At 55.5% G+C, this 23,452-nt stretch carries 19 protein-coding genes; 8 read left to right on the top strand and 11 right to left on the bottom strand.

Annotated features, from left to right (window positions below; all coding sequences use genetic code 11):
* Nucleotides 1-98: 98 nt before the first annotated feature.
* The 4 genes from fghA to mtnA all read left to right on the top strand — a co-directional run bounded on the left by fghA (nt 99) and on the right by mtnA (nt 4,062).
* Nucleotides 99-932, top strand: coding sequence for an S-formylglutathione hydrolase (gene fghA, locus GOV89_RS12515; RefSeq protein ID WP_171176888.1), 834 nt, complete (start codon nt 99-101; stop codon nt 930-932).
* 3 nt (nt 933-935) lie between these two features.
* Complete coding sequence (gene sthA / locus GOV89_RS12520; RefSeq protein WP_171176886.1) at nt 936-2,393, top strand: Si-specific NAD(P)(+) transhydrogenase; 1,458 nt, start codon at nt 936-938, stop codon at nt 2,391-2,393.
* A complete protein-coding gene (locus GOV89_RS12525; protein WP_171176884.1) occupies nt 2,390-2,845 on the top strand; it encodes a YaiI/YqxD family protein in 456 nt (151 codons plus the stop codon). The genes sthA and GOV89_RS12525 overlap by 4 nt, the downstream gene beginning before the upstream one ends.
* 122 nt (nt 2,846-2,967) lie before the next feature.
* On the top strand, nt 2,968-4,062 hold the full coding sequence (gene mtnA, locus GOV89_RS12530; protein ID WP_171238315.1) for an S-methyl-5-thioribose-1-phosphate isomerase: 1,095 nt from the start codon (nt 2,968-2,970) through the stop codon (nt 4,060-4,062).
* Nucleotides 4,063-4,140: 78 nt separating this feature from the next.
* Here mtnA and GOV89_RS12535 read toward each other — a convergent pair whose 3' ends face one another.
* Complete coding sequence (locus GOV89_RS12535) at nt 4,141-5,376, bottom strand: MFS transporter (RefSeq protein ID WP_171176880.1); 1,236 nt, start codon at nt 5,374-5,376, stop codon at nt 4,141-4,143.
* Between the two features lie 149 nt (nt 5,377-5,525).
* Between GOV89_RS12535 and zapE the strand changes: the two genes are divergently transcribed.
* Nucleotides 5,526-6,584: a cell division protein ZapE gene (gene zapE, locus GOV89_RS12540; RefSeq protein ID WP_171238316.1), complete on the top strand. Its 1,059-nt coding sequence runs from the start codon at nt 5,526-5,528 to the stop codon at nt 6,582-6,584.
* 59 nt (nt 6,585-6,643) lie between these two features.
* Here zapE and GOV89_RS12545 read toward each other — a convergent pair whose 3' ends face one another.
* From GOV89_RS12545 to GOV89_RS12560, 4 genes are read right to left on the bottom strand one after another with little or no spacing between them, the layout of a single operon-like run.
* On the bottom strand, nt 6,644-7,918 hold the full coding sequence (locus tag GOV89_RS12545) for a folylpolyglutamate synthase/dihydrofolate synthase family protein (protein ID WP_171238317.1): 1,275 nt from the start codon (nt 7,916-7,918) through the stop codon (nt 6,644-6,646).
* Nucleotides 7,915-8,844 carry an acetyl-CoA carboxylase, carboxyltransferase subunit beta gene (gene accD, locus GOV89_RS12550; RefSeq protein ID WP_171235192.1) on the bottom strand — a complete coding sequence of 310 codons (930 nt, stop codon included), beginning with the start codon at nt 8,842-8,844 and terminating at the stop codon, nt 7,915-7,917. Before accD ends, GOV89_RS12545 begins: the two co-directional genes overlap by 4 nt.
* A 60-nt stretch (nt 8,845-8,904) precedes the next feature.
* A complete protein-coding gene (locus tag GOV89_RS12555) occupies nt 8,905-9,789 on the bottom strand; it encodes a CPBP family intramembrane glutamic endopeptidase (protein WP_171176871.1) in 885 nt (294 codons plus the stop codon).
* The gene (locus tag GOV89_RS12560; RefSeq protein WP_171176869.1) at nt 9,782-12,889 is read right to left on the bottom strand and encodes an ABC transporter transmembrane domain-containing protein; all 3,108 of its coding nucleotides are present in this window, start codon (nt 12,887-12,889) and stop codon (nt 9,782-9,784) included. The genes GOV89_RS12555 and GOV89_RS12560 overlap by 8 nt, the downstream gene beginning before the upstream one ends.
* A gap of 247 nt (nt 12,890-13,136) precedes the next feature.
* On the opposite strand from GOV89_RS12560, the gene GOV89_RS12565 reads away from it, so the two are divergent.
* From GOV89_RS12565 to GOV89_RS12575, 3 genes are all read left to right on the top strand, one after another.
* Complete coding sequence (locus tag GOV89_RS12565) at nt 13,137-13,898, top strand: DUF6478 family protein (RefSeq protein WP_171238318.1); 762 nt, start codon at nt 13,137-13,139, stop codon at nt 13,896-13,898.
* Between the two features lie 11 nt (nt 13,899-13,909).
* The gene (locus GOV89_RS12570) at nt 13,910-14,269 is read left to right on the top strand and encodes a hypothetical protein (protein WP_171176864.1); all 360 of its coding nucleotides are present in this window, start codon (nt 13,910-13,912) and stop codon (nt 14,267-14,269) included.
* 77 nt (nt 14,270-14,346) lie between these two features.
* The gene (locus GOV89_RS12575; protein ID WP_171238319.1) at nt 14,347-15,873 is read left to right on the top strand and encodes an MFS transporter; all 1,527 of its coding nucleotides are present in this window, start codon (nt 14,347-14,349) and stop codon (nt 15,871-15,873) included.
* Between the two features lie 111 nt (nt 15,874-15,984).
* Here the strand turns inward: GOV89_RS12575 and GOV89_RS12580 are convergent, their stop codons facing one another.
* The 6 genes from GOV89_RS12580 to GOV89_RS12605 form a co-directional block, all read right to left on the bottom strand.
* On the bottom strand, nt 15,985-17,325 hold the full coding sequence (locus GOV89_RS12580; protein WP_171176860.1) for a S41 family peptidase: 1,341 nt from the start codon (nt 17,323-17,325) through the stop codon (nt 15,985-15,987).
* 6 nt (nt 17,326-17,331) lie between these two features.
* Nucleotides 17,332-18,462 (bottom strand): murein hydrolase activator EnvC, encoded by a 1,131-nt coding sequence (locus tag GOV89_RS12585; RefSeq protein WP_171176859.1) that lies wholly within the window; start codon nt 18,460-18,462, stop codon nt 17,332-17,334.
* A complete protein-coding gene (gpmI, locus tag GOV89_RS12590) occupies nt 18,459-19,976 on the bottom strand; it encodes a 2,3-bisphosphoglycerate-independent phosphoglycerate mutase (protein WP_171176857.1) in 1,518 nt (505 codons plus the stop codon). The genes GOV89_RS12585 and gpmI overlap by 4 nt, the downstream gene beginning before the upstream one ends.
* A 102-nt stretch (nt 19,977-20,078) precedes the next feature.
* The gene (locus GOV89_RS12595) at nt 20,079-21,749 is read right to left on the bottom strand and encodes a sulfatase-like hydrolase/transferase (protein ID WP_171176855.1); all 1,671 of its coding nucleotides are present in this window, start codon (nt 21,747-21,749) and stop codon (nt 20,079-20,081) included.
* Nucleotides 21,750-21,819: 70 nt separating this feature from the next.
* Nucleotides 21,820-22,056: a (Na+)-NQR maturation NqrM gene (gene nqrM / locus GOV89_RS12600; protein ID WP_171094920.1), complete on the bottom strand. Its 237-nt coding sequence runs from the start codon at nt 22,054-22,056 to the stop codon at nt 21,820-21,822.
* A 14-nt stretch (nt 22,057-22,070) separates the two neighbouring features.
* Nucleotides 22,071-23,096 carry an FAD:protein FMN transferase gene (locus tag GOV89_RS12605; RefSeq protein ID WP_245223155.1) on the bottom strand — a complete coding sequence of 342 codons (1,026 nt, stop codon included), beginning with the start codon at nt 23,094-23,096 and terminating at the stop codon, nt 22,071-22,073.
* Nucleotides 23,097-23,452: the final 356 nt, after the last annotated feature.

Consider the following 23,452-nt stretch of genomic DNA (forward strand, 5'->3'; position numbering starts at 1 on the left):
AGCATTTCGAAAAATACTCTTGCCGAAGGTGGTCGGACTTTACGCGGCGTCTTTGGATCGTTAGCCATGTCGCGACTCGAATGTAAGGACTATGCCTGATGGAAACCCTCTCGGAAAACGCCTGTTTTGGCGGAGTGCAGGGCGTATACCGCCATGCCTCTTCGGCTTGCCAATGCGACATGACCTTTGGCCTTTTTCTTCCCGCCGAGGCAAAGGACGGACCGGTTCCGATCTTGTGGTACCTTTCCGGGCTGACCTGCACGCATGAAAACGCGATGACCAAAGCCGGTGCGCAGGCTTGGGCGGCAGAACAAGGGATCGCCGTTGTATTCCCCGATACCTCGCCGCGTGGCGAGGGGGTCGCTGATCATGAAGACTATGATCTGGGACAGGGCGCAGGGTTTTATGTAAACGCGACGCAAGATCCCTGGGCCCCACATTTCCAGATGTGGGATTACATCGCCGAAGAACTGCCCGCCTTGCTGGTTGAGAACTTTGCAATCGACAGCGAACGCCAGGCCATCACCGGGCATTCCATGGGCGGTCACGGAGCCCTGACTTTGGCGATGAATCTGCCCGGACGGTTCCGCTCGGTTTCCGCCTTTGCACCGATTTCGAACCCTACGGGTGCAGATTGGGGCCGCAAACAGTTAAGCGCCTATCTGGGCAGTGATGAAACCCTGTGGGCCAAGCATGATGCATCTTTACTGATGAAGGAAAAAGGGTTCGACGGCCCGATCCTGATCGATACCGGTGCCAATGACCAGTTCATGGATCTGCTGCGCCCCGAAGCGCTGGCCCAAGCCATCGCCGAGCGCCGTCAGCAGGCAACCTATCGCTTCCAGCCCGGTTATGACCATTCGTACTTCTTCGTTTCCACATTTATGGAAGACCACATCACATTCCATGCGGAAGCGCTGTACGGAGACTGAGGCATGAGCGAATATGACTATGACCTGATTATCATCGGGTCCGGCCCTTCGGGGCGGTCAGCAGCCATTCAAGCCGGTAAACTGAAGCGTCGCGTTCTTGTGATCGACCGCAAGGATCGCTTCGGCGGTGTTTCGGTTCATACCGGCACCATCCCGTCCAAGACCCTGCGTGAAACGGTTCTGAACCTCTCGGGCTGGCGTGAACGCAGCTTTTACGGCCGTTCCTATCGGGTCAAAGACCAGATTCGCGCCGAAGATCTTAAGGCCCGCCTGCATATGACGCTCGATCATGAGGTCGATGTGTTGGAACACCAGTTCAACCGCAACCATGTCGATACGCTGGATGGCCTGGCCAAGTTCGTTGGACCTCATGAGGTCGAAGTTGCGACCGACGCTGGCGAGACTACGCGGGTGACGGCTGCCAAGTTCCTGGTCGCAACTGGCACCAAAACCTATCGCCCGGAATATGTGCCTTTCAACGGCAAGACCGTGGTCGATGGTGACGAATTTCTGGAAATGGCGGAAATTCCACGATCCTTGGTCGTCATTGGTGCGGGCGTCATTGGGGTCGAATACGCCACGATGTTTTCGGCCCTGGACGTAAGGGTGACATTGATCGAACCGCGCGACACGTTTCTGGATTTCATCGACAGCCGTTTGATCCATGATTTCACGCATCAGATCCGAGAAAATGGTGTTGACCTGCGATTGGGTTCGGCTGTTGAAAAGATCGAAGATGCCGGTGAACATGTGGAAGTGACATTGGATAACGGCCGCCATGTTCGGGCAGAAATGCTTTTGTTTGCTGCCGGACGCATGGGCGCGACATCAAAACTCAATCTCGATGCCGTTGGGCTGGAAACAGATCACCGCAACCGGATCAAGGTGGATCGTAAGACATACCAGACAGCAGTGCCGCATATCTATGCGACCGGCGACGTGATCGGGCACCCATCTCTGGCCTCGACGTCTCTGCAACAAGGGCGCGTGGCCGCCTGTCACGCACTTGAAACACCCACACTGCCGGAAAGCCCGTGGTATCCCTACGGCATCTACTCGGTTCCCGAGATTTCAACCTGCGGTATGTCCGAAGAAGAACTGCAGGAACGCGGTATACCCTATGAGGTCGGCGTCGCCCGGTTCCGCGAAACATCGCGCGGGCATATCATGGGGTTGGAGCACGGGATGCTGAAAATGCTGTTCTCGCTCAAAACCCGCCGGGTCTTGGGTGTGCAGATTGTTGGCGAAGGCGCGACCGAACTGATTCACATTGCTCAGGCCGTGTTGAACCTTAAGGGTACCGTGGATTATTTCGTTCAGAACACGTTCAACTATCCAACCCTGGCCGAAGCATACAAGATTGCAGGTCTGGATGCGTTCAATCGGATGCCTATTCCTGAAGAATTCAAAGTGCGTAAAAAACCAGCTGAACCCGCCAAGAAAGAGGCTAAGAAGGCGTGACCACGCTTTATGTTGACGGCGACGCCTGCCCTGTGAAGGCCGAAGCTGAACGGGTGGCAACACGGCACAAAGTGCCCGTGGCGCTGGTGTCCAATGGGGGGCTTCGCCCATCGGCCAATCCGCTGGTGCAGGTTGTCATCGTCTCAGAAGGCGCTGATGAGGCCGACAAGTGGATCGCCGAGCGGTGCGGTAAAGGGGATGTGGTTGTTACGTCCGACATCCCTCTGGCTGCCAAATGCGTTGAAGCAGGCGCACGGGTCTTGCGCCCCAACGGCGAGACTTTCACCGCAGCCAATATTGGTCAACAACTCGCGATGCGCGACTTGATGGCTGACCTGCGCGCCGCCAACCCACTTGGAGCGAGTGGTGGTGGACGACCCTTCAGCAAAGCAGATCGGTCGCGGTTTCTGGATGCATTGGAACGGGAAATACGCGCCGCTACGCGTGGCTGACTATAACGGAAGCCGATCCAAAATACTGATACGAAATCAGAAACGACCGTTTACAAGGCCCGCGTAAGAACGCACGCTGTGTTTGAATTCTGATCAGACCATTCGAACACGGAGACTGCATTATGCAAGTACAGGGCACTCACTACAGATCGATTTGGTGGGACAAGTCACAGGGCGAGGTTCGGATTATCGATCAACGCTGGTTGCCGCATGATTTCCGGGTCGTAACCTTGAAAACGTTGGATGAGTTTGCAGCTGCAATTCGGGATATGTGGGTCAGGGGCGCACCTTTGATTGGCGCGACAGCCGCTTTTGGCATAGCTGAACAGATGTCCCGTGATAGCTCCGAAGCGTCGTTTGATGCGGCGTATGATGTTTTGCACGCAACGCGGCCCACCGCAATCAACCTGCGTTGGGCTTTGGACAGATGCCGAGAGGCCCTGATGCCGCTGGCTGTGTCCGATCGTGCCGAACGCGCATGGGTCTTGGCGCAGGAAATCGCTGACGAAGACGTCGAAATCAACGCCGCAATTGGTCGCCACGGGCTGGAGTTGATCAAAGAGATTGCCGCGCGCAAACCCGCGGGGGAACCAGTGCGGCTGTTGACCCATTGCAACGCAGGATGGTTGGCGACAGTCGATTGGGGCACAGCCACAAGCCCCATGTATCATGCGCATAACGAGGGCATCCCCCTGCATGTTTGGGTGGATGAAACCCGGCCCCGCAATCAAGGTGCGCTGACCTCATGGGAACTGGGCGAGCACGGCATCCCCCATCGCTACATCGTGGACAATGCCGGGGGGCACCTGATGCAGCATGGGTTGGTTGACATGGTTATCACTGGCACCGACCGCACCACGGCACAGGGTGACGTCTGCAATAAGATAGGCACCTACCTCAAGGCGTTGGCAGCGCATGACAACAATATTCCATTTTATGTTGCCCTGCCTTCTCCGACAATAGATTGGACCGTGCGCGATGGCGTAGCTGAAATTCCAATCGAAGAACGCGATACACGCGAAGTAACTCATGTCCTCGGTGTTGATGAGCACTCCGCGATTTCGGATGTGCGCGTGACCCCAGTTGGAACGGAGGGGGGCAATCCGGCCTTTGACGTCACCCCAAACCGGCTTGTCACCGGGCTGATTACCGAACGTGGTGTTTGCGAAGCCTCAGCCGCTGGATTGGCTGGCTTATTCCCAGACAGGGCTGGTTAGCACATAGGTCTGGCATCGCGTTGAAAAATTGGGTCGCACCAGGTGCTTGCCGTTTTTGGTTTGTTGATTAGGAAGATTTTAGGCCGGAAGGGCAGAACGATTTTCGCGGATGGGCAGATGCACGATTGCGCTGAATGCTCCGATCGCGACGCCGATCCACCAAACCATGCTGTAATCGCCGAATTGATCATACAAGCGACCACCCAACCACACACCCAGAAAGCTGCCAAGCTGGTGGCTGAAGAAGATGATGCCATAAAGCGTTCCCATGTACCGCAAGCCGTAAAGATGCGCCACAAGACCCGACGTGAGTGGCACAGTGGCCAACCAAAGCGATCCCATCACCAGCGAGAATACGATGACTGATAGAGGAGTGATCGGGAACAGGATAAACAAAGCCGCTGCCAATGTGCGCCCCGTGTAGACCCCAGCCAAAAGGTATTTCTTGGGGAAGTGGTTCCCTGCCCATCCCGCCAGCAACGTACCACCGATATTGGCCAGACCGATCAGCGAAATCGACACGGCCCCAAGCGCTGACGTCGAGGTGATACCGACGGAATGCAAAACACCACCGGGCTGAATCGGGCCACACATTTCGGTCACAAATGCCGGGAAATGGGCGGTGATGAATCCCAACTGATACCCGCAGCTAAAGAACCCCATAAAAATCAAAGCATAAGAAGGATCGCGGAACGCCTTGCCCAAAATCTCGCTCATGCTTTCTTGCAGTTCCGTCTTGCTGGCACTTTGCGGCGCGCGCATGAATGGCAGAGCAAGCACAAGCGCCAGGATCGCGACCGCAAACACGATAAAAACCTGCTGCCAAGGCAGGAAGGTCAGCAGCCACTCGGCGGTGGGGGCACCCAGCACCTGCCCGAAACTTCCTGCGGCTGTGACGATAGCAAGCGACATCGAGCGGTTTTCGTCTGAAGACGCGCGACCGACCACAGCAAGAACCACACCAAACCCAGTACCTGCGATGCCGAAGCCTACCAACCACGCATACATCTGATGCTCAAATGGAGTGACGGACCATGCAGAAAGCACCATACCGGCAGCATAGGTCAAAGCACCCAGAATGATCGCCTTGCGGTCGCCAATCTTCTCGGCAATTGCACCAAAGATGGGCTGTCCGATGCCCCACGCCAGGTTTTGAATTGCAATCGCCATTGAAAAGTCAGTGCGCAGCCAACCGAACTCATCCGCGATTGGAATCTGGAACACGCCGAACGATGCACGCACGGCAAAACTGACCGTGATGATAATACATCCGACGATCAGGATCGGATTCAGCAAGCGGGCGGATTGTGGCATTGATATCTCGGGCGTTTCGTCCAAAGGACCGTATCGCTTTTGCGGGCGACGTCAATTCAGCAGATTTGCAGTCACGGATAAGCAAATTTGATGTGCCAAAAAAAATGGTTTCTTTTCAACGGGCGGTCGGGCGGGTAAGGCTCGGAATTATGACGGATCTAATATCGCTATACGAGGCCCGCGTCGCGGATGGAACCCTGACCCGCGACGACGCACAAGAGGCCGTTCTTCCGCAATTCGAACGTATCCGTGCCGCGCTGTCAGAGCCAGTTAAACGCGGTTTTTTCCGCAAAGTGCCTCCACCCCCAAAAGGATTGTATCTTTGGGGAGGAGTCGGGCGAGGAAAATCGATGCTGATGGATATGTTTGTCGAAACGCTCGGCGACATACCGGCGCGACGTGTCCATTTTCACGCTTTCATGCAGGAAATCCACGCTGGGATGCATAAAGCTCGGAAAGAGAACGTCGAAGATGCACTGGCTCCTGTGGCGAAGGATGTGGTCAAATCCGTCCGGCTGCTGGCATTTGATGAGATGCAGATCACGGACATCACCGATGCGATGATTGTTGGACGTCTGTTCGATCTGTTGAATGAGGGTGGCGTGGTGGTTGTGACGACCTCGAACCGGCATCCAGATGATCTGTACAAGGATGGGCTGAACAGGCAGCTGTTTCTGACGTTCATTGCGCATATCAAGGAACAGCTACGGGTTTGGGAACTGGTTTCGCCCACCGACTACCGCCAAAACCGGCTGGAAGGTGCGCCGGTCTATTTTTCGCCAATCGGCCCAGAAGCCCGGCAGAACATACGAGAGGTTTGGAAGGATCTTGCAGGCGGCCCCGCCGAACCGCTTGTTTTGCAAGTCAATAGCCGCGCGGTTGAGCTGCCTGCCTTTCGCAACGGGGTCGCGCGGGCATCATTCTACGACCTGTGTGGACGGATGTTGGGGCCTGCTGATTACCTGGCAATTGCCGATGCTGTGAAGGTGCTGGTGCTGGAAGACATCCCACGCTTGTCGCGCAACAACTTTAACGAAGCCAAGCGGTTCGTAACCCTTATCGATTCCCTATATGAGGCCAGGGTCCGCTTGATCTGTTCCGCCGCAGCTGAGCCCGAAATGCTTTATGTGGAAGGCGAAGGGACCTTTGAGTTTGAACGCACAGCCTCACGCCTAAGGGAGATGCAGGACAAAGACTGGGGTGCCTAGGGGGCGCTGCGCGCGCCTCCCCAAAGTATTTCGAGCCAGGTGAAGGGCGCGGGGCGTGCCTAGCCGTTTTCGCGCAGGATATTGCCCGCAAGGTAAAGCGAGCCGCAGATCAACACACGGGCTTGGGGGTCGTCGGCTGTGATCGCCGCCAACGCTTCCGATACATTGTTTGCCGTAGACGCAGGCAAGTCGACTTTGGTCGCTGCAGCTGCAGTTTCTTCTGCACTGAGTGTCGCGGCTTCACCCGGAATTGTAACGGCGGTTAGGCTTGTGGCCTGCCCGGCCAAAGGTGAGAGATACCCGGTTACATCTTTTGTGTTGAGCATACCGCAGATCATGTGCGTCGGTTTCTGCGGTAGTTTGGCCAGTACATCAGCCAGAGCAATTCCTGCTGCCGCGTTGTGACCGCCATCCAGCCAAAGCTCGGCCTGTGGTGCCTGTTCGACCAACGGGCCGGTTTTCAGGCGCTGCATACGGGCGGGCCATTCGGCTTTGGTCACGGCAGCCTCATAGGCGTCATCGCCCATGTCCAGATGGCGCAAAACGGCCACGGCCGCACCCGCGTTCTGAATTTGGTGCGCACCCAGCAGGTTGGGCAGTGGAAGATCCCGCAAACCGGTTTCGTCCTGATAGATCAAGCGTCCGTTTTCTTCATGCACATTCCAGTGTTGCCCATGAACCAACAACGGAGCACCCAGTCGAGCGGCTGTATATTCTATGACCTCAAGGGCTTCGTCCTGTTGGGGCCCAACGATGCAGGGCACGCCGGGTTTGATGATCCCGGCCTTTTCAGCTGCGATCTCGCCCAATGTGTTGCCCAAAAACTGCTCATGATCGATCGATACCGGCGTAATCACTGTTACTACAGGATTATCGATTACGTTAGTGGCGTCCAGTCGTCCGCCCAGACCAACCTCAAGAAGAGTATAGTCTGCTTTTGTACGGGCAAAGGCCAACAGAGCCGCGCAGGTGGTGATTTCGAAATAGGTGATGTCTTCACCTTTGTTGGCGGCATAGCACTCGTCCAAAACCGCCGTCAGATCGGATTCCGAGATCAATTCTCCAGCCAGCCGGATGCGTTCGTGAAACCGCGCCAAATGGGGCGAGGTATAGGCATGTGCCGAGTGCCCTGCCCCCTCAAGCCCCGCGCGGATCATGGCTTGGGTCGAGCCTTTGCCATTGGTTCCGGCAATATGGACAACCGGGGGCAGCTTGAGCTGTGGATGATCCAGCGCAGCCAGCAAACGCCAAACGCGGTCCAAGGTCAGATCAATGATCTTGGGATGTAGCGCCATCATCCGATCAAGAATTGCGTCAGATGTTTGTGCGGTCATTTCTGGCTGGTCTCTTCGGCCGGTGCCTCAGCTGCTTCTTCCGGTTCTGGTGCGGGCAGTTCGCCAACAATTGCCGGAGGCTGGTTCGTAAGCATCCGGGTAATGGTAATCAGCTCATCACGCATTTCGGTACGCTTGGTGACTCGGTCCAGCATACCGTGATCCAGCAGATATTCGGCGCGCTGGAACCCTTCAGGCAGCTTTTCCCGAATCGTTTGTTCAATCACACGGGGGCCGGCAAAGCAGATCAACGCGTTGGGTTCCGAGATATGCACATCGCCCAGCATCGCGTAAGAAGCAGTTACACCCCCAGTAGTGGGATGGGTCAGAACGACGATATAGGGCAGGTTCGCTTCTTTCAGCATCTCAACCGCAACAGTGGTACGCGGCATTTGCATCAGGCTTAGGATACCTTCCTGCATCCGGGCTCCACCGGCGGCCGAAAACAGGATCAGCGGGCGTTTGAGCTTTACCGCCTCTTGGGCGGCAGCGATGATCGCGTTGCCCACATACATGCCCATCGAGCCGCCCATGAAAGAGAAATCCTGCGCGGCAGCAACAATCGGAGTGCGTCCAATTTCGCCCACGGCCACCAGCATAGCCTCTTTTTCACCGGTCTTTTTCTGCGCCGCTTTCATGCGGTCCGGGTATTTTTTCTGATCACGGAATTGTAGTGGGTCGTCCTTGGGGGCCGGGACCTCAACTTCTGTGAAAACGCCGCCGTCGAACAGGTGCTTGAACCGGTCACGCGGGGTAATTGCCATGTGGTGGCCGCACTGGGTGCAGACATTCTGGTTCTCGGCCAGTTCGCGGTGGAACAGCATCGTTCCGCACTCGTCGCACTTATGCCAGAGGTTTTCGGGAACCTCGCGGCGCGAAAAGATCGAGTTGATCCGGGGGCGGACGTAGTTTGTGATCCAGTTCATGTGGGAACCTTGGCTTTTGCGGTGTTGTCGTCAAATAAGGCGCAACGGAAGGAAATGCAATCAACGCCTGAGCGCAAGCCGCGCGGCCAACCAGCAAACGAACATAACCGCCAAGTCCACCAACAGCCAAGGGCGCAGCTGTTCCGGGTCAGACGTGTCAAAGGGCAGCACAAAAAGTGCCAACCCGCTGAGACTGTCGGGCAATGAAATGAACAGCAAAGCGATGAAATTGTTGAAAAAATGAAGGGCGATGGCAGGTCCCAAAGTGCCTGCTCTGGCCGTCAGATCGGACGCCAGCAGCCCAAAAACAAAGGCCCAAAGCGCGATCAAGAGCGCATTGCCACCCGCCGCGTCTGGTGAATAATGGCCTGCTGCAAACAAAATGGATGGCAGGCCCATCCAAATGATCGGTGAACTGAACCGCGCTGCAAGAGTTTGCTGGATATACCCGCGAAACAGGATTTCTTCGGCACTGATTTGAATCAGGACGGCGCAGGCCGCAATCGGAAGCAACAGTGCCCATGTTGTCAGCGGCAGCTTTTGCGTCAGCTCTCCACCCATCCCGTAAGGCGGCAGCAGAAACCCGATCACGCCGAGGATAATCAAGGCTTTTAGAACTTTGAAAAACTGCGCTATGGCAATGCTGCGGTCTCCAATTATGGACCAAAGTGTTCTTTGTTGAATCTTACGGGCGGCGATGGCCACAGCTAAGGTTATGAACCCGAAACTCATCAGCAGCAGAATTAATGCAAGCGGCGAGCTCCCCACCAAAAGTTCCTGTGCCCATTCGTCTGGGCCCATCTCTACGAGCACGGCAAAGAACACCATGTTCAGGAGGCTGACCAATATACCGATCAACAATAGGCCCAGAAGCAGACGCCAAACCTCGGGCCGCTTGCGCGCGGTTTCCGTCAGATAGGCGTGTGGGGTGTATGCCTCAGGCATGGTTGTTTGAACTCTCTGGCTCTGTGTCTTGGGACACCGAGGGCAACACGTCCTCGGCGTTTTGGGCAGCCGAGATCCTCGTGGAAAGCGTTGTCAGATAACCGGCAACGGTTCTGAGCAACTGCGTAGCAACGGTTGCATCGCTTTCAACCACGGCACGCAGCTCCTCGGCCCCGATGCGCAGGAACAGACAGTCTTCTGTGGCGACCAGATCCAATTGGCGGTCTTCACCTGTAATGATCGACAAATCTCCGATGAGGCGCCCTGGCTCGATGATCGAAATCGGACGCTTAGTTCCATCATCGTTGAACCAATCCAACCGAGCCTGGCCCGAAATGCACAGATATGCGGCATCCGGGGCCTGCCCGCGCGAAAATATGACTTGTCCAGCTTTGACCTCGTACCATTGGGCTGAAAATGCAAGGAGCCGCTGGTTGCGCCCATCCAGACTTGAAAACAACTCCGTGGCCGAAAGGATTTCAAGCTTCCGGCTCAGATCATCCGAGGTGCTGCCCGTATGTTCAGATTTGCTTCGGGAAACGCCGTCAATTCGGCCCTCCTTGATTTCAATAAACAAATCATAGGCTTCGGGATGAGCAAAGTGATCTTCCATGAATATCATAATCGAGTCGGGCAAAAGCTCGCGCAGTTTCAAACGTGTGCGCAACCGGCTTTCTGAATCGTGACTGGCCAATGCCTTGTCCAGAATCAGGACATCTGGGCGTTTGATCCCAGCGCGCGAAAACGCGGCGCGTTCCTGAAAAACGGTTGGCAGATTGTTACCGCCCAGACCGGATGGCAGATCATAGATGATCGCAGCGGCTCTGCGACGAAGCCCCGCTTCGTTAAGGGCTTCGGCGACCACATCCTCGATTTCGTCCGCATGTGCACCCGCCATCAGAGAAACCCGACCATAGATCGCGTTCTCCATCACGGTCAGTCGGGGCACGTAGAGATCGGGCGTGACTGGCATGAACAATCCGTCCATTGCACCCCGTAACCGCTCGGCGTGGCTTTTTCGGATCGTCAGGATTTTGTCCTTATATTCCTCGGGGAAGTCCGGTCCGATCTGCTCGGCGGTCAAAAGGAAAGGCACCGTCAACAGCAAAGCACGGTCTTCCGGGCTGAGTGCCATATCACCTTTGGCTTTGCGCTGATCCTCGATGTCGAGCAACCTGTGGAACATGTCTTTCGACATTCCGAGCCGAAGGAACAAGGGGTGGTCCGCGCCGTCCCGCCCGAAGGTTTTACTGAGTGTGTCCAGAACCGCATTGGAAATGCTCAGGGCTTCTTCTGCCAGATCATGCACAGTGAGCATTTTCAGGAAACGGGCATCCTCGACCAGATAGTCGGGTGAGATTTCCCGCGACGGTGCCGCGAACAGCAGGTTGCCGCCCAAAGGAACCGCCGGATTAAACCGATCCGGATCAAAGCGATAGACATAGCGGTCCAGACCTTTGTCTTTCAGACGCTCGGCAATTGTTTCCCGCAGATTGACCACTTCGCGGGCCAAAACGGGATGAATTCCGGGGTCAAACTGCGTGCGCAGCGTGCGACGGAACATGAACTCGTCAATCCCCATGGCTTCGACCAATTGGAACCACCAATCGCGGATATCTTCGATATCGTCCAAACCCGCCAAACCAGGGTCGATCCATTCATCGTTCAAAGAGTCGACCGGATTACCGGACCGGGCAGCTTCAATCTGCTTGCGAGTCGGAGCTTTCTGCGCTTCGGCATCGTGCTGGGGATGCGTGCGTAACGGCATCATCAGGTTATCACCCAGAGTTCCATCAAACAGATAGGGGCGCGAATACGCATAGCCGATCCGGGCCGCAATCACAGCCTGGTGTAGGTCGTTCAGGTTGTGGCCGGAAACGATCACTTCCCCCTGAACAGGCAAGATTTCTCGGGTTAAAAGCTGACCTAGCGCACTGCGTTCTGAGGCGTGAGTTGACTGGATGGCAACGCGGGCGCCGTGGGGTATGGTTAGATCCAGATCTTCCAAAATGGTTTTGCCGTCGCTGTCGCGGACTGTCACATTGCGCAGCTCTATCGCGCCGTCCAGGCGCGGGATTGACTCGGGTTCTCCGGAAAACAGCTCTTTGGGGATCATGTGGTCAGGGGCGAACCGTTCGGTCACAATTTCCCACCGCAAAGACATGTCCTGAACCTGGTTGTAATAGGTCAGCAAGTCCTTCCAGGGGCCGCTCAGATCCTTGTAAGCCCCCAAAGCAGCGACCAGAGCGCCCACCGTCACCTCACCCGTAATCGCCAGATAACCACCCACGGAATAAAACAGAAAGGGCGTCATCTGAGTGATCAGATTGTTGAGGAACTTCATGAAGAATTTCTTGTTGTAGATCTTAAAGCGGATCTCGAACAATTTTCCTAATCTGTCGCTGAACTGGGCCAGACGATAGCGCCAGCCGCCATTGGTGCGCAGGTCACTGATCCCCGCAGCGCTTTCACCGATTTCCGAGCTTAGGCGCCGGACTTCCTGAATACGGTCTTTGTTCAGCAGGTTGATCTGTCGCTGCAATTTGGGGATCAGCCATGCCTGCAAGGGGATCAAAGCAATGCTGGCCAGTCCGAACCACACGCTTTGCATGAACAGGAATGTGACGATCGTCATCATCTGACCGAACTGGAACACGGGCTGAGCGATCGCGTCACCCATAAGGCCACCCATCGGTTCTGCTTCGGATGTAATCATCGAAACCAGCTCGCCCTGACTGGTGGTGGCAAAATAAGACTTTGGAAAGCGCATCGAACGTTCAATCAGCGTGAACCGCAACCGACGCAGCATGCGTTCTGCCAGGACACCCTTCATCGTGTTGATGCGCATTTTCATCAGGCCGCTGGCAATAACAGTCCCAAGAAACGCAACACACAATATCAACAGGTAATGAACTTGCGTTACGGTGATGCCCCAGATGGTGACCGTATCAGCCGGAGCGCCGATGGCATCGTTGATAATCTGCTTGGGCAGTTCCAACGAGGCGTAAAGGAAGGGAAATGACAGCACTGTCAGCAACAGCAAGACCAACTGCTGCTTCTTCGAGTACTTCCAAATGAAAGAAAATAATGTGGGCTCCATTTCACGGCCTTATAGATAGCTAAACGGATGTGTGGCTAAAACTGGGTGACCCATGTTGCAGGGCCTGACGGTACGCCGTGACTATGCCCATTGCAAGGCAAGACGGGCGCGCGCCATTCGTTGGCGCCTAACCCAAATTTGCGCCTGACCCAACTGAAAAACACGGCATGAAGATCGCGATTTCGTTATTGCGGTTTGTTGCTTGCACCATCTTGACTAAAGAGGCTGTGTATCGGACGACGAGGCCATGGGCAGAATTCTGGATCGTTATTTTCATCGCAAGGCACTGGACCGTTGGCGGCGGGCGGTGCAAAACGCGCAGGATGTCGGTCAAGCAGACTTGAAAATACAACGTGATCAGGCGCGTGTACTGCGCGGCCAACTCGATCAGTTGATTCAAGTGGCCGATTCCCGTCTGATCCGTCCCAAGATCGGATCCAGGCAGTTTCCAAAGCCTGTCGGCACCGACTGGAGCTGCAGGCCGGATTTGTGGCGTGGCCCTTTGGCGCAAACCGGCATAGCCTCAGCCCCACGCAAATCATCCCTTGATGCGCAGGTCAGCCTGTTTCATGACTGCCCTCTATCCGAGATTGCCGTACGGCAAATTCGAAATCGCGATGCACGCGATTTAGCCCCGTTTAGTCTGGCTGTTGAAGTCTTCAGTTTTGAAGGCTCGTTCCTTTCGGTGTCCGTCGATCTGCCAGAGGACGCAATACAGGACCTTTCTCGCGAGCATCTGATACGAATGGAGAGTGTGATCAATTGCGAAAAACCCTCTGGCATGTTCGCCCGCCTCAATATTCAGCACGGCCCCAATTCTGAGCAGGTGCTACGGGAATTATGCCCTTCAGAGTCCCAAAAAGCCGTAGATTTCGACCTGGCTCATCTGCCCCTGAACGAGCGTCGGATCGAAAAGATCTGGGTTGATTTGATCTTTGAGACCCCAAAAATGAACCGGATGGTTGTGCGGGACCTGACGTTCTGCCGCTTCCATCGTGCCGATTTGTGAGACGACCGGACATGACGCAATCAAAACTGACTTTCATCCGGTTCGAAAACGGGGTTTGGCAAGCCCATATAGGGATCGACCAGGAACCGGCAATTGAGGTTCAATACCTTGGTGAACCGCTGAACTCTGCCAGTCTTTCGCCGGCGGAAAATGGCTGGGATCTCAGTATCGAGGTACCCCGGTCAGCCCTGTCCGAAGGGGTTCATAGCTTTGTCATCTCGAATGCTGCAACGACTGAAAAACTAGGTGACTTTACTATTATCGCCGGTACCCCTGCTGCGGATGACCTTCGCGCCGAGGTTGCGTTGCTTCGCGCGGAACTGGACATGCTGAAAAGAGCGTTCCGTCGGATGTATCGCGACGACGACTGAGGCGTTAAGGCTCCCAAACTATCTTTTCAGCTATTTTCCGTGCATCATGGTCGCATTCAAAGTGGATCGCGCCCGACATGGACCGCAGCAGCATTGTTAAAGTCATCGCATTAATGGTGACAGGATTTGGGATCGGCATCGATTTTACCGGTGCTCTGATGCTGGTGCCTGCAATCGAAAACAGTTTTGATGCAGACATCACCAGCACTCAATGGGTTCTGAACATTTACGCCCTGTTTTTTGCCATGACTATGGTTGCGGGCGGGCGACTGGGTGACATGTATGGCCATCGTAAGATGATGATCATCGGACTGTGCATTTTTCTCTTCGCTTCAATCATGTGCTTTGTCTCGCCTAGCCTTGATTTTCTGGTTCTTGCCCGTGCCCTGCAGGGAATTGGCGCAGGATGTGTTTGGCCCTGTACACTGGCCTTTGGCGCGACCAAAGTGTCCAGACCAGAACACCGGGCCCTTGTTATGGGCCTGATCCTGGCGGGTGTGACCACCGGCAATGTGTTTGGACCTATGATCAGCGGATTGGCCGTAAATCTGGGAGAATGGAGGTATTTCTTCCTAGCCAATGTCGTTTTCTCATGTATTTCGATGGCCACCGCCCTAATCCTGATGGAACGCGAGACGCAGCACAAAAAGGACGAACATCTCGACCTCGCTGGCATGGGTCTCTTGGCGTTTGCGGTTCTGTTTTTGCTTTACGCGCTGGATGTTGGTGCGGATTTGGGATGGACATCAGTTCCGCTGTTAATGCTGTTTTTCATCAGCGCGGTGCTGTTCATTTTGTTCCCAAGGATAGAAAAACGTGTCACAGAACCGCTGCTTTTGCCCCAAATGATGCAGAATCGCCAATTCAGGATCACGCTTGGCCTGAATATGTTTAACGTCTCTGCCGCGTTCGTCGGGCTGCTCTACTTCCCTCAATACATGCAAAAGGTTCTAGGCTGGTCGGCCTTTGAGTCCGCTCTGGGACTGGCGCCACTCACGGTGCTTCTGGCTGTGGGATCGATTGTCTCGGGCACGTTGTATAATGATTTCGGACCCAAGCGACTTTTGTTCTGGGGTTATATAATCGCCACAATCGGGGCCGCGACAATTGTCGTTATGCCAAGCGATTTGGGGTATTTTCGCATTTTGCCCGGCATGGCAATGATCGGGCTGGGCGCGACCCTGACCGTTGGCCCATCTGGAACGGCAGCCGTCTGTGCAGTCAAACCCGAACGCGCTGGCCTTGTCGGTGGGCTGAGTTTCATGACGCATCTGGTGTATGGTGCCATTTCCGTCGCTTGCGCCACCGCCATCATGTATGTCGTAAGCCTATCCAAATTGCGTGAAGGTTTGACCGCGGCAGGGATCAAGTTGAACGGGTCGGACCTGAAGGCGATCAATGGCGGTACACTGGATGCACCTTCGGCCCAGGCGGTGATCGGCCATCTGAGCGAAACTGACCTGGAAAAGGTTCATTTCGCCCTGTCCGCTGCTTTCAACAGCGGTATGAGCATGGCGTTCGTCTTTTCGACCGTGTCCGTATCGGTGGGTATCGTGCTGGCGCTTCTGCTGGATGAAAAAAAGCTACACAAGATCGAAGGTTAGCCCGATTTCACATACAGTTGAAACGCGCCCCGCCAGCGGCCTCTGAATCCGAATTCTATCAGTGAGGTTTGCACAAAGAAAAAGGGCCGCGTTGGCCGCGGCCCCGTTTTGTTATTGAGACGGCCCGTCGGGGTTAAACGCCGAAAGGCCTTTGAGGATGTCGATGGCATATGCCAACTGATAATCCTCTTCCCGCAGTTCAGCCGTGGCTTCGGCTTTGGCGCGGTCTTCTTCAATCTGGCGAATTTCATCTTCGCTGAGGCTGTCATTGTCCAGGCTGCCGCGCAGCTCGGCCTCTGATCGGGTAAAGCGGCTATCCTCTTCCTCTTCAGTCTCGGGCTGCGGCCTTGGCTGTTCCACGATAATATCAGGGCTGACACCAAGGGCCTGAATAGAACGACCCGACGGTGTGTAATAGCGTGACGTGGTCAGACGCATGGCCCCGTCACCGCGCAGAGGCATAACCGTTTGCACGGAGCCCTTCCCGAAGCTTTTCGTGCCGACCACAATCGCACGGCGGTGATCCTGCAATGCACCTGCCACAATTTCGGACGCCGATGCCGAACCACCATTGATCAGAACAACGATTGGTTTGCCTTCAGCCAGATCGCCGGGCGAAGCATTAAAGCGCTCTCCCTCTTCCGGATCACGGCCGCGGGTCGAAACGATTTCGCCTTCGTTCAGGAACGCATCCGAGACTTTGATTGCCTGCGTCAGCAAGCCGCCCGGATTGTTGCGCAGGTCGAGGACAAATCCATTGACCTTATCGATGCCACCGGCTTCCTCGATCTGTTCCTGCAAACCTTCTTTAAGGTTCGGGAAGGTCTGGTCGTTGAACGTGGTCACTCGCAGAACAACGCTGGTGCCTTCGGTGCGCGCACGAACAGCCGTCAGTTTGATCGTGTCCCGGATGATCGTGACGTCGAAAGGATCCGGCTCACCTTCGCGAACGACAGTGATTACAATCTCGGAACCCACCGGGCCACGCATCAGGTCAACAGCCTTATCCAGCGTAAGGCCCAGAATGCTTTCGCCATCGACATGAGTGATGAAGTCCCCGGCCTCAATTCCGGCTGCGTCTGCAGGGGTATCGTCAATCGGCGATACGACTTTGACAAAACCGTCTTCCTGCGTGACTTCGATACCAAGCCCGCCGAACTCACCCCGGGTCTGCACGCGCATCTGTTCGGCATCGTCGGGCGAAAGATAGCTGGAATGCGGATCAAGCGAGGTCAACATGCCATCAATGGCTGCCTCGATCAGCTCTTCGGGTTCGACCTCTTCAACATATTGCGCGCGGATGCGCTCAAAAATGTCGCCAAACAGATCCAGTTGCTCATAGACGCTGGCCTTGTTTTCGGCCTCCTGCGCCAGCAGTGGTCCCGCTATCTGGGTCGTTGCAAGAATTCCTGCCACAGTTCCGGCCAGACCGGCCATCACAAATCTCTTCATACTCGTTTATCCATCCTTGTCGGTCCGGAACCATGTTTCCGGGTCCACGGGGCTATTATCTTCTCTTACCTCTATATAGAGCGTTTCTGAGCGATCAGTTCCAGTGCCATCACCGCTTGTTGACAATATTGCGCCAATTTCGGGCGTTTCACCGGGCATCAAGCCCACCGGAGTGCCCTCGGGGATCACCTGACCGGGGTGGCCATAGACCTCTTGCAACCCGGAAAACACAAAAAGCAGCCCCGGCTGCGGTTCAAGAATAACCAGATTCCCCAGATCCAATAAGGGACCCCGATAACGGATCGTGGCCGCCGTGGGCGAAGTAACCAGCGTACGCGGACGTGTTCCAAGCACCAAACCGGCGCGTGTCACCCCCGCAGCGTCCGTTTCGCCAGCTTTGTGCAACAAGACGCCCTGGACCGGCAAAGAAATCTGCCCTTTCTGACCCGAAACATCCGCATCAGTTTCAATGATCTCGCCTTCCGAGATTTCAGATAGTCCACTTGCAAACCCGTCCAGCGTTTCGGTCGAGGAAATCAGAATGGCCGTGCGCACTGGGTCCTCGACAAATCGTCTGGGCAGATCTGTGCGATCGGCGATGGCTTCGCTCAGGCGCGCGCGTGCATCCTGAACGCCTCTAAGGCCCTTAGTCAGGGTTTCCGACGCGCTTTGTTGCAGCAGGCGCAGTGTCTGTACCTCGTTCAGATCATCTGCCAGAGCCTGCGCTTTGGCGTTCAAGCCCGGAGTGACCTCGGACAGCATCATACCGGCCCGCGCCGCGCCCAATGGGCCCGATGGATGCAACATCAAAACCGGAGGCGCCGTTGTTTCAATGGTTTGCAAAACGCCGATCAACTGCCGGACGTCCTTTTCGCGCGCCTGCAACTCGGCGCTCAGCTGCGCCTCGCGGGTTGCGGCCTGGCGCAGCCCTTCCCGCATCGCGCTCAACCCCGCCTCATAGGCTTGGATCGTTTGGGTAAGCGCACGTACGCGGTCTCGGGCACCGTCAGCCTCGCTTAGCGAGATTGAGGCGTCCTCCAACATCTCTGCGGCTTTCAATGCCGCCAGCGATGAGTCCGACTGGGCCAGCACCGGAACGGCTGAAATCAGGAAAGCCGCAAGGGTCGCCAGTTTCATGACAAAAGGCTTTCTCCGGTCATCTCTGGTGGTTTTGGCAGGCCCATCAATTCAAGCAAGGTTGGGGCCAGATCCGACAAACGCCCCTGCCGTAATTGCGCCCCTTCAGGCCCACCGACCAGCGCCACCGGCACCGGGTTCAGTGTGTGGGCGGTATGCGGACCACCCGTCTCGGGATCAAGCATCATTTCGCAATTGCCATGATCTGCGGTGACAATCATCGCACCGCCGGCCTTTTCCAGTGCAGCAACAACTTGCGCCAGACCCTGATCCACAGCCTCACACGCTTTGATCGCCGCCTTCAGATCACCGGTATGGCCCACCATGTCAGGATTGGCATAGTTTGTGACAATCAGGTCATATCCGTCTTCGATAGCCTCAACAAATTTAGCCGTGACCTCGGCCGCCGACATTTCGGGTTGCAGATCATAAGTCGCAACCTTTGGCGATTTAGGCATAAAACGATCTTCACCCTGCTCAGGCGTCTCTTTGCCGCCGTTCAGGAAGAAGGTTACATGCGGGTATTTCTCGGTTTCGGCCAACCGGAACTGGCGCAACCCCTGTTTGGCCACCCATTCACCCAGAGTATTCACGATGGCCCGCTTTGGAAAAACCGTGGTCATATAGGCGTTGTGGCCGTCCGAATATTCGACCATGCCCAGCAGCGCCGAGAGATTGGGCTGCAGCCCTGTATCAAAGTCAGAAAATCCCGGCTCTCCAATGGCGCGCAGGATTTCCCGCGCCCGATCAGCTCGAAAATTGAGGCAGAAAAACCCGTCGCCGTCTTGAACGCCCGTGTAACCATCAAGAACGGTCGGGGTGATGAACTCGTCTGACTCAGACTGGTTATAGGCATGATCGACGGCACCATGGGCGCTTTGCGCCGCCCTTCCCTGCCCTTTGATCATCGCGTCAAAGGCTTCGCTGACACGCTCCCAGCGATTGTCTCGGTCCATGGCAAAATAGCGTCCGCAGACGGTCACTATGCGCGCGTTTTCAGGCAAGCGCTCTTCCAGTTCCGCGATATAGGTCAGCGCCGATTTTGGCGCTACGTCCCGCCCATCGGTGACTGCGTGCAGCGCAACAGGGACGCCAGCATCGGTGATCGCGGTCGCCGCGGCGACAATATGGTTCAGGTGCCCATGCACGCCCCCGTCCGAGACCAGCCCCATCAGATGTGCTGTCCCGTCTGCCGCTTTCACTTTGGCGATAAATTGTTGCAGGGCTTCATTTTCCAAAAATGACCCATCTTCGATAGCCAGATCGATCTGACCCAAATCCATGGCGACAACGCGGCCTGCGCCGATATTGGTGTGGCCAACCTCTGAATTGCCCATCTGCCCGCTGGGCAGTCCAACATCGGGTCCGTGGGTGATCAGCGTTGCATGAGGGCCTTTGGCCATGATCGCGTCAAAGGTCGGGGTGCACGCAAGATACGGCGCGTTGGCTTTGGTGTCTTCGGACAGCCCCCACCCATCGAGAATGCACAATACAACAGGTTTGGGCGCGGCCATAGAATTTCTCCGATTACTGCTCGTGCGCTTCTTCTATCGCCTTGCCCTCGGCGGGTGAACCACCTTTGGGCAGGTGAAAAAGATTTAATAGACGCAGAGGCGCTATTCCTTAAGGTAGCTCTTGTATGGACGTGCCTTTCGATTGCGGTACTTCACAGTCAGGTCCAAAGGCGCGTCGTTTTCGTCGTACACACCCAAGACAATGCCTCGGCCTCTGCTTTTGGTACGCATATCTATCAATTGCTGTTCCGACCTCGTGGTGCGTTGTGACGGTCGCCGCGCCCATGCGAACAGGTGATCATACATTTCAGCGATCACGTTTGCATGCTCTGCGCTGTTGCCCAGATCATTCAGTTCCTGAGGATCGTTTTCCAGATCAAACAGGATCGGTCTGTGCCCACCTTCGCAATGGATCAGCTTCCACTTTTTGTTGGCCACCATGAACATCACCGCTTCGCGAACCGACACTCCCACGATATCAGCGATCGGTGAGCCTGAGTAATCGTATTCGCAGATGACAAAGTCCCGGGGCACCTCTTCTGCTGACCCATGCAGGATGGGCAGCAACGAATGACCTTCAAGGATATGAGTGGCAACGTCACCGCCTGCCACATCAACAAAGGTTGGAGCCAGATCGATGGACTCGACCAACGCATCACTGACCGTCCCGCGTGTCGCATCAGCCTCGGGCGATGGATCATAAATGATCAGGGGCATTTTGGTCGAAGCATCGTGAAAAAACGTCTTCTCACCCATCCAATGATCACCAAGAAAATCACCGTGATCCGAAGTTAGAACGATCATCGTGTCGTCCATCCGCCCGGTTTTTTCCATCCAGTTAAACAGACGCCCCATCTGATTGTCGGCTTGATTGATCAAGCCCATATAGGCTGGGATCACCGCCTCACGCACATCCTGTCGGGAAAAGGTCTGGCCAATCTTTGTGTCCATGAAAGCCTTGAGCACCGGGTGCGCATTTTGCTGCTCAGCCTCGGATCGTACCACGGGCAAAACATGCTCTGGACCATACATTGAGGCATAAGGTTCTGGCACGATGTAAGGCCAATGCGGTTTGATAAAGCTCAGGTGGCAGCACCACGGGCCATCATGCGTTTCCATAAACTCGATACCGCGCCCTGTCAGATAAGGCGTTTCACTGTCTTCTTCGGCGATATTTGCGGGTTCCGGCGCATTTTTCAAAAACCAGCCGGACAGAACATTGCCATCTTCATCCAGACCTGAGTTGGCAAAATCATGCCAGGGATTGTCGCTCTCATACCCCTTGGCCTTGAGGAACTTGTTGTACTCCTTCGCTCCGTCCGGATCGTAAAACCCGTCGGGACCCTCGGGCAACATACCATCATCGCGTTCGAATACGTCAAAGCCGCATTCGGCAACCCGGGCACCGATCAGGCTGTCAGGTTCCAGCCCCAACCGCGCCATGCCTTCTGCGTCCGCCCGCATATGAGTTTTGCCGACCAGCCAGCAGTCCATTCCCGCCTTGCGCAGATGGTCGCCCATCGTGATCTCGCCGACTTTGAGCGGAATACCGTTCCAAGACGCCCCATGCGAATGCACATAGCGCCCGGTATAGGTCGACATGCGCGAACTACCGCAGATTGGGGATTGTATGTAAGCGCGGTTAAACCGAACGCCTTTGGCTGCCAGGCGATCGATGTTGGGGGTGTGCAGGTGTGGATGCCCGTAACAGCTCAGGTAGTCCCAGCGCAGCTGGTCGAACATGATGAACAGGATGTTTTTTGCCTTGGCCAATACCACGCCCCCAAACCTTATGGAGACCTAGTTAGCCATTTCCGTCCGCAGTGCGAAGCAAAACTTTGCTTCAGGCCTGACGCTCCATCTGCTCCAGCATCTTCTTGGCGCGCTTGCATTGCAACTGATCGCGCAACGGGCTGTTGGGATCCACGTCCTTTTGGCAGACAACGCATTTATCAGCACCCGAGATTGCATTCAGACCACCACAGCTGCCTTTGATGGTCTTTCCCATCAACATGACGCCGAGTGACATACCCACCATGACGAGGGCGAGAAGAATAAAAGCCAGAATAAAAGTGCTCATCTCAGCTCCACCAGTCAGTTCGATTCCAGCGCGTTTTTGAACGCGGTGCTATGGGCAGTAATATAAGCTTCTTCACCGCCTGTCACATCCCGCGAGATGAAATACACGGCAAGTTTATGCTCTTCCGCCAGTTTCAGGCCCTTTTCCTGACCCAAGGCCAGCATCGCGGTGGCCCAGGCATCGGCCATCATCGCGTTTTCGGCCAAAACAGTGACAGAGGTTGTCCGGTGCGTAATCGGGCGTCCCGTCGTCGGATCGATGATATGCGAATAGCGCACGCCGTCCTGTTCGAAGAAATTCTTGTAATCGCCCGAGCTGGCCATGCCCAGGTCATTCACTGACACGATCAGCTGAATGCTCTGACTGCCCGTTTCCGGTTTTTCGATGCCGATGCGCCAGGCTTCGCCCTTTTCGTTCTGACCCATGGCGACCAGATCACCACCAATTTCAACCAGGTAATTCTCGATTCCGGCGTCCCTTAAGGTTTCGGCAACCGCATCGATGCCATATCCCTTGGCAATTGCAGACAGGTTGATACCGACCCTGGCGTCAGATTTCGCCAGAGTTCCGGCTTCGGTATCCAGCGTCAGCAGACGGCTTTGGCCAACGCTGTTTAACGCGGCCTGGATGTCAGTATCAGACGGCACCGGATCTTCGGGCTTACGAGGGCCAAACCCCCATAATTCGATCAGTGGGCCAAGGGTCACATCGAAAGTTCCACCGGTTTTTTCGTGCACGTCGTTGGCAGCAGCGATGACCAAAGCGAATTCGTTTGAGATAGTCATTGGCTCTGTACTGGCCGACGCCGAAAAGACAGAGACCTCGGAATTCGGGTCCCAGTTCGACATCTTCGCGTTTACCTCAGCCAATGTCTCATCGACCGAGGCCGCAAGTTTGGTCTCGTCCAGATCTTCGCCTATGGCAGTGATATTGAAGGTTGTCCCCATCGTTTCACCGGACAACCGGACCACTTCGGGCTCCTTGTCCAAAAAGCAGCCGGAAAGAAGGGCAACAAGGGCCACAAAAGGCAAAAGACGCATGGGGCGAGCTCCGGGATTTTCTGTGCCCGGCATATGCCAGTGACCCTTGTCAGAGTCAAATCGGCATCACAGCTTTAACGGCAGAAAACCTAATGCCAAAAGCCCAACCCCAGCCGGAACTCCGAACAGCCACGCTCGCTTCTGCCACCCCGGGGCCTGTTGTTTCCAGGCCATGCGAAAGTTGTGACCGCATACGACAACCGCAAAGAATATCAAAGCGGCCACCGGAGGGGTAAGGTAGAGTTCACTCACAAGCCTGATCGTCCTTTGCTGACCACGGAATCCACTTATTCGAGCAATTGCACCCTATACAGGTCATTTAGCTGCGCTAAGGTGAAAGGGAAAGATATTGCAAG

The organism is Ruegeria sp. HKCCA5763 (genome assembly GCF_013034545.1).
Classification (GTDB): Bacteria; Pseudomonadota; Alphaproteobacteria; order Rhodobacterales; family Rhodobacteraceae; genus Ruegeria.

Excerpts from the sequence above, each read along its gene's own strand:
- fghA (WP_171176888.1), top strand. The coding sequence starts at position 99 with ATGGAAACCCTCTCGGAAAACGCCTGTTTTGGCGGAGTGCAGGGCGTA.
- sthA (WP_171176886.1), top strand. The coding sequence starts at position 936 with ATGAGCGAATATGACTATGACCTGATTATCATCGGGTCCGGCCCTTCG.
- mtnA (WP_171238315.1), top strand. The coding sequence starts at position 2,968 with ATGCAAGTACAGGGCACTCACTACAGATCGATTTGGTGGGACAAGTCA.
- GOV89_RS12535 (WP_171176880.1), bottom strand. The coding sequence starts at position 5,376 with ATGCCACAATCCGCCCGCTTGCTGAATCCGATCCTGATCGTCGGATGT.
- zapE (WP_171238316.1), top strand. The coding sequence starts at position 5,526 with ATGACGGATCTAATATCGCTATACGAGGCCCGCGTCGCGGATGGAACC.
- GOV89_RS12545 (WP_171238317.1), bottom strand. The coding sequence starts at position 7,918 with ATGACCGCACAAACATCTGACGCAATTCTTGATCGGATGATGGCGCTA.
- accD (WP_171235192.1), bottom strand. The coding sequence starts at position 8,844 with ATGAACTGGATCACAAACTACGTCCGCCCCCGGATCAACTCGATCTTT.
- GOV89_RS12555 (WP_171176871.1), bottom strand. The coding sequence starts at position 9,789 with ATGCCTGAGGCATACACCCCACACGCCTATCTGACGGAAACCGCGCGC.
- GOV89_RS12560 (WP_171176869.1), bottom strand. The coding sequence starts at position 12,889 with ATGGAGCCCACATTATTTTCTTTCATTTGGAAGTACTCGAAGAAGCAG.
- GOV89_RS12565 (WP_171238318.1), top strand. The coding sequence starts at position 13,137 with ATGGGCAGAATTCTGGATCGTTATTTTCATCGCAAGGCACTGGACCGT.
- GOV89_RS12570 (WP_171176864.1), top strand. The coding sequence starts at position 13,910 with ATGACGCAATCAAAACTGACTTTCATCCGGTTCGAAAACGGGGTTTGG.
- GOV89_RS12575 (WP_171238319.1), top strand. The coding sequence starts at position 14,347 with ATGGACCGCAGCAGCATTGTTAAAGTCATCGCATTAATGGTGACAGGA.
- GOV89_RS12580 (WP_171176860.1), bottom strand. The coding sequence starts at position 17,325 with ATGAAGAGATTTGTGATGGCCGGTCTGGCCGGAACTGTGGCAGGAATT.
- GOV89_RS12585 (WP_171176859.1), bottom strand. The coding sequence starts at position 18,462 with ATGAAACTGGCGACCCTTGCGGCTTTCCTGATTTCAGCCGTTCCGGTG.
- gpmI (WP_171176857.1), bottom strand. The coding sequence starts at position 19,976 with ATGGCCGCGCCCAAACCTGTTGTATTGTGCATTCTCGATGGGTGGGGG.
- nqrM (WP_171094920.1), bottom strand. The coding sequence starts at position 22,056 with ATGAGCACTTTTATTCTGGCTTTTATTCTTCTCGCCCTCGTCATGGTG.
- GOV89_RS12605 (WP_245223155.1), bottom strand. The coding sequence starts at position 23,096 with ATGCGTCTTTTGCCTTTTGTGGCCCTTGTTGCCCTTCTTTCCGGCTGC.